Here is a 5490-nt window from a genome sequence, read left to right as displayed (position 1 = left end):
GTGCGCGCAGCCGCAAAGCACCTGGCTCAGCGCACTGGATCTGGCCTTGTCGCGCCTGCAGAACGGCGTGGACCGTCAGCTGCAATCACACAACCAGCGCCTGGACTGGGCGGCGTCCCGGGTCAGCCGGCCGTCACATTTGGTGACTCGCCAGCATGCGCGCCTGGCCGGTTTGGGGCAGGGCCTGAATCACGCCGTACGCTCTGCCCTGCAGCACGAGCGGCTCAAGCTGCAGTCCCTGGCGAGCGAGTTTCCTCGCGAAGTGGAGGGCAGCCTGCGGCGCGGCCGGCAGCGCCTGGAACGCGCGCAATTGCGGCTGGAATTGCTGGACCCGAAACTGGTCCTCAAGCGCGGTTATGCCTGGCTGGCCGATCTGCAGGGCCAGCCGATCACCAGCCCCGAGACGACGCATGAAGGCCAGCCCGTGCGCGCTACCCTTGCCGGCGGCGAGGTCGATTTGACCGTCACGGCGCGCCGCCTGATTTAGTTTTTACAATGGCCCAGACAGCGTTCACAACCGAATAACAGTTTATTCATCACCACGAGGAAAATCATGGAACACAAGCTCCCACCACTCCCTTACCCGATCGACGCGCTGGCGCCGCACTACAGCCAGGAAGCCTTTGAGTACCACCATGGCAAGCACCACAACGCTTACGTGGTGAACCTCAACAACCTGCAAAAAGGCACCGAGTTCGAAGCCATGACGCTCGAAGAGATCGTCAAAAAATCCAGCGGCGGCGTTTACAACAACGCGGCCCAGATCTGGAACCACACCTTTTTCTGGAGCTGCATGAAGCCCGCCGGCGGCGGTGAACCCAGCGGCGCGCTGGCTGCGGCCATCAACGCCAAATTCGGCTCCTATGCCGCCTTCAAGGAGGCTTTCGTCAAGTCCGCCGTGGGCAATTTCGGCTCCGGCTGGACCTGGCTGGTTAAGAAGGCCGACGGCACGGTGGACATCGTCAACACCGGCCCGGCCGGCACCCCGCTGACCACCGCCGACAAAGCTCTGCTGACGGTCGACGTCTGGGAACACGCCTACTACATCGACTACCGCAACCTGCGCCCCAAGTTCGTTGAAACTTTCCTGTCCAACCTGGTCAACTGGAGTTTCGCGGAAGCCAACTTCGCCTGATTGATGCTGCCGGCGCACTCAGCGCCCGTAAAAAAGCCGACCTCAAGTCGGCTTTTTTTGCTTTCGGGCAGGCGGAAAAATCAGCGCCTGGCTTCAAACGGGGGCCCGCCCAGCTTGCTGCCGGCCTTGATGCCCTTCTGGGCAAACCAGCCCTTGTTCATTTCCAGGACGTAGCGCACCGGCTTGGCGGAGCAATGGGGGTCCGTGGTTTGCGGCTTCATGTCAGCCAGGTTCACGATGGTGCCGTCGTCCGCCACGAATGYCGCCGTTAGGGGCAGCAAGGTGTTTTTCATCCAGAAACACTGCTGGCTGGGCTGCTCGAACACGAAGATCATGCCTTCCTGGTGCGGCATCTCCTTGCGGAACATCAGGCCGATTTGCCGCTGCTCGGGCGTAAGGGCCACCTGTGCATCAATCAGGTGCATGCCGGCAGACAGCTTGACGCGCTGCAGGTTCATCTGCGGCGCCTCCTGGGCCGAAGCGCGCAGCGGGGAGAGCAGGGCGGCCAGGGCCAAGGCGCTGGCCAGGATCTGGAATACCTTGCCCAAAGAATGGGCGCCAGGTTTGGAAAACATAAAGTCACCACGCATGAAGTTGATCTGCCAGCATAAACGACGCGCATAAAAATGCCCGCACGCGGCGGGCATTTTGACCGAAGTCACCAGGAATTACTTCTTGGCTTCAGCTTTCTTGGCGACAGCGGCGTCAGCCTTTGCCTTCTTGGCGGCAGCGGCTTCAGCTTTCTTGGCTGCGGCGGCTTCAGCTTTTGCTTTCTTTTCAGCAGCGGCTTTTTCTTTCTTGGCGGCCTTGGCGGCAGCTTTTTCTTCCTTGGTCATCTTGGCTGGCTTGGCTTCAGCCTTGGCAGCTGCGGCGGGAGCGGCAGCAGGTGCTGGAGCGGCTGCAGCAGCGGGAGCGGCAGCAGGCTTGGCAGCAGGAGCTTGTGCGTATGCACCAACGGCGAAGAGGCCAGCGATCAAAGCAGCGAGGATTTTGTTCATTTGGAATTTCCTTGATAACGTTATTGGAAAAAATACCCCGAACTTCTCGGAGGCCCTACCGTAACGGAGCCCCTTCCCCGGCCGTTGACACAAGCCCCCAAATTCTTTTGCTCCCTGGATTTACGGCTAGAATTTAGGGGTTTTTACCTAACTGCTACAGGGCGTACCTTCCACGCCTCAGCGCTCACCGGAGACTTTCCTACATGTACCAGCACATCAAGGTGCCTTCCCAAGGCCAGAAAATCACTGTCAACGCCGACAACTCCCTGAACGTCCCTGACGAACCCGTCATTCCGTTCATCGAAGGCGACGGCACCGGTGCCGACATCACGCCGGTCATGTTGAAGGTGGTTGATGCTGCTGTTGCCAAAGCCTATGGCGGCAAGAAGAAGATCCATTGGATGGAAGTGTTTGCCGGTGAAAAGTCCACCAAGGTCTACGGCCCCGACGTGTGGCTGCCCGAAGAAACCCTGCACGCCGTGCGCGACTACGTCGTCTCGATCAAAGGCCCGTTGACGACGCCCGTGGGCGGCGGCATCCGCAGCCTGAACGTCGCGCTGCGCCAGGAACTCGACCTCTACGTCTGCCTGCGCCCCATCCAGTACTTCAAGGGCGTTCCTTCCCCGGTCAAAGAGCCTGAAAAGACCCACATGGTCATCTTCCGCGAGAACTCGGAAGACATCTACGCCGGCATCGAATTCGAATCCGGCAGCGACAAGGCCAAAAAGCTCATCAAGTTCCTGCAGGACGAGATGGGCGTCAAGAAGATCCGCTTCCCGAACACCTCGGGCATCGGCATCAAGCCGGTTTCCAGCGAAGGCACCGAGCGCCTGGTGCGCAAGGCCATCCAGTACGCTATCGACAACGACAAGCCCAGCGTGACCATCGTGCACAAGGGCAACATCATGAAGTTCACCGAAGGCGGCTTCCGTGACTGGGCCTACGCCCTGGCCAAGAAGGAATTCGGCGCGGTGGAAATCGACGGCGGCCCATGGATGAAGTTCAAGAACCCGAGGACCGGCAAGGAAATCACCGTCAAGGACAGCATCGCCGACGCCTTCCTGCAGCAGATCCTGTTGCGCCCCGCTGAATACAGCGTGATCGCCACCCTGAACCTGAACGGCGACTATGTGTCCGACGCGCTGGCGGCCCAGGTCGGCGGCATCGGCATCGCCCCCGGCGCCAACCTGAGCGACACCGTCGCGATGTTTGAAGCCACCCACGGCACGGCGCCCAAGTACGCCGGCAAGGACTACGTCAATCCCGGTTCCGAAATCCTCTCGGCCGAAATGATGCTGCGCCACATGGGCTGGACCAAGGCTGCCGACCTGATCATCAGCTCGATGGAAAAGTCCATCGAGTCCAAGAAGGTCACCTATGACTTCGCCCGCCTCATGGAAGGCGCGACCCAGGTCAGCTGCTCCGGTTTCGGCCAGGTCATGATCGACCACATGTAAAGCGCCTAAGCGGGCCCAGCCCTCTATTCTGAAGCCGCCCGGGAGCAATCCCGAGGCGGTTTTTTCATGTCCGCGAAATAAGCAAAAAATCACGCTTGAATGTCGCGTTCCCGCCACCAATTTCCCTAACAGGCGCACTGGGTTATATCGGTGGCTAGAATGAATTCCATGGCAACCAAGTCTCCCAAAACCCCAAACACTCCGGTGCAGCATCCGGTACCAGCCGTCAGGCCGGACAACGGAGGGGATTCGGTCGTGCTGGAGCGCCGGCCGCAAAAGACCAAACCGCCGCAGATGTACCAGGTCGTCCTGCTCAACGACGACTACACCCCCATGGAGTTCGTGGTGGTGGTGATCCAGGAGTTTTTTAACAAGGACCGGGAAACCGCCACGCAGATCATGCTGAAGATCCACCTGGACGGCAAAGGCGTCTGCGGGGTTTTCTCCAGGGATGTGGCCGCCACCAAGGTCGACCAGGTCACCGAAGCCGCCCGCAAGAACGGCCATCCGCTGCAGTGTGTCAGCGAGCCCATTGAATAATTGCAAATCCGGCCAATATTCGAGCTATAAGTCAGTTAAGTAACCCAAGCAAGCCGAAAGGAAGATCAATGATTGCCCAGGAATTAGAAGTCAGCTTGCACATGGCGTTTGTCGAGGCGCGCCAGCAGCGCCACGAGTTCATCACCGTTGAGCACCTCCTGCTTGCCTTGCTGGACAACCCCAGTGCCGCCGAAGTGCTGCGAGCCTGCTCCGCCAATGTCGACGATTTGCGCAAGTCGCTCGCCAACTTCATCAAGGACAACACCCCGCAGGTGGCGGGCACCGATGATGTCGACACGCAGCCCACGCTGGGCTTCCAGCGCGTGATCCAGCGCGCCATCATGCACGTGCAGTCCACCGGCAACGGCAAGAAGGAAGTCACCGGCGCCAACGTGCTGGTCGCCATCTTCGGCGAGAAAGACTCGCACGCCGTGTATTACCTCCACCAGCAGGGCGTCACCCGCCTGGACGTGGTGAACTTCATCGCCCACGGCATCAAGAAGAGCGATCCGCCCGAGCCCGCCAAGGCCGGCGAGAGCGCGGCCGAGAACGAAGAGGGCGCCGAGAAGAACGAAAAGGCCTCTCCGCTCGAGCAGTTCACCGTCAACCTGAACCAGCTCGCCAAGGACGGCAAGATCGACCCGTTGATCGGCCGCCAGTACGAGGTCGAGCGCGTCATCCAGATCCTCTGCCGCCGCCGCMAGAACAACCCGCTGCTSRYCGGCGAGGCCGGCGTGGGCAAGACCGCCATCGCCGAGGGCCTGGCCTGGCGCATCACGCAAAAAGACGTGCCCGAGATCCTGGCCGAAGCCAATGTGTATTCGCTCGACATGGGCGCCTTGCTCGCGGGCACCAAATACCGCGGCGACTTCGAGCAGCGCCTCAAGGGCGTGCTCAAGGCGCTGAAGGACAAGCCCAACGGCATCCTCTTCATCGACGAGATCCACACCCTGATCGGTGCCGGCGCGGCCTCGGGCGGCACGCTGGACGCGTCCAACCTGCTCAAGCCCGCGCTCAGCTCGGGCCAGCTCAAGTGCATTGGCGCGACCACCTTCACCGAATATCGCGGCATCTTCGAAAAAGACGCGGCCCTGTCGCGCCGTTTCCAGAAGGTCGACGTGGTCGAGCCCACGGTGCAGGAAACCGTGGACATCCTCAAGGGCCTGAAGTCGCGCTTTGAAGAGCACCACAGCGTCAAGTACGCCGTGGCGGCCCTGCAGGCCGCGGCGGAGCTCAGCGCCAAGTACATCAACGACCGCCACCTGCCCGACAAGGCAATTGACGTGATCGATGAAGCCGGCGCCGCCCAGCGCATCCTGCCCGCGTCCAAACGCAAGAAGATCATCACCAAGGCCGAGGT

At 60.8% G+C, this 5490-nt stretch carries 7 protein-coding genes; 5 read left to right on the top strand and 2 right to left on the bottom strand.

The genetic code is table 11. The annotated features are described in order from the left end of the window. Nucleotides 1-487, top strand: a 487-nt coding sequence (locus tag AC1D0P_RS21085) for an exodeoxyribonuclease VII large subunit (protein ID WP_477678537.1), incomplete at its 5' end; no start/stop codon positions are given. Nucleotides 488-553: 66 nt separating this feature from the next. Next, nucleotides 554-1135, top strand: coding sequence for a superoxide dismutase (locus AC1D0P_RS21080; RefSeq protein ID WP_477678536.1), 582 nt, complete (start codon nucleotides 554-556; stop codon nucleotides 1133-1135). An 80-nt stretch (nucleotides 1136-1215) separates the two neighbouring features. Here the strand turns inward: AC1D0P_RS21080 and AC1D0P_RS21075 are convergent, their stop codons facing one another. Then, on the bottom strand, nucleotides 1216-1710 hold the full coding sequence (locus AC1D0P_RS21075) for a DUF192 domain-containing protein (RefSeq protein WP_477678535.1): 495 nt from the start codon (nucleotides 1708-1710) through the stop codon (nucleotides 1216-1218). 93 nt (nucleotides 1711-1803) lie between these two features. Next, on the bottom strand, nucleotides 1804-2133 hold the full coding sequence (locus AC1D0P_RS21070) for a cell envelope biogenesis protein TolA (protein WP_477678534.1): 330 nt from the start codon (nucleotides 2131-2133) through the stop codon (nucleotides 1804-1806). A gap of 203 nt (nucleotides 2134-2336) precedes the next feature. On the opposite strand from AC1D0P_RS21070, the gene icd reads away from it, so the two are divergent. The 3 genes from icd to AC1D0P_RS21055 form a co-directional block, all read left to right on the top strand. Next, nucleotides 2337-3590, top strand: a complete 1254-nt coding sequence (gene icd / locus AC1D0P_RS21065; RefSeq protein ID WP_477651967.1) for an NADP-dependent isocitrate dehydrogenase — start codon at nucleotides 2337-2339, stop codon at nucleotides 3588-3590. A gap of 168 nt (nucleotides 3591-3758) precedes the next feature. Beyond that, nucleotides 3759-4130, top strand: a complete 372-nt coding sequence (gene clpS, locus AC1D0P_RS21060; RefSeq protein WP_477678533.1) for an ATP-dependent Clp protease adapter ClpS — start codon at nucleotides 3759-3761, stop codon at nucleotides 4128-4130. A 68-nt stretch (nucleotides 4131-4198) separates the two neighbouring features. Next, a partial coding sequence (locus tag AC1D0P_RS21055; RefSeq protein WP_477678532.1) for a Clp protease N-terminal domain-containing protein occupies nucleotides 4199-5490 on the top strand: 1292 nt, incomplete at its 3' end.

The organism is Polaromonas sp. P1_G2 (genome assembly GCF_056405515.1).
The sequence above is the reverse complement of the archived record's forward strand: the minus strand, read 5'-3'. Positions and strand labels throughout refer to the sequence as shown.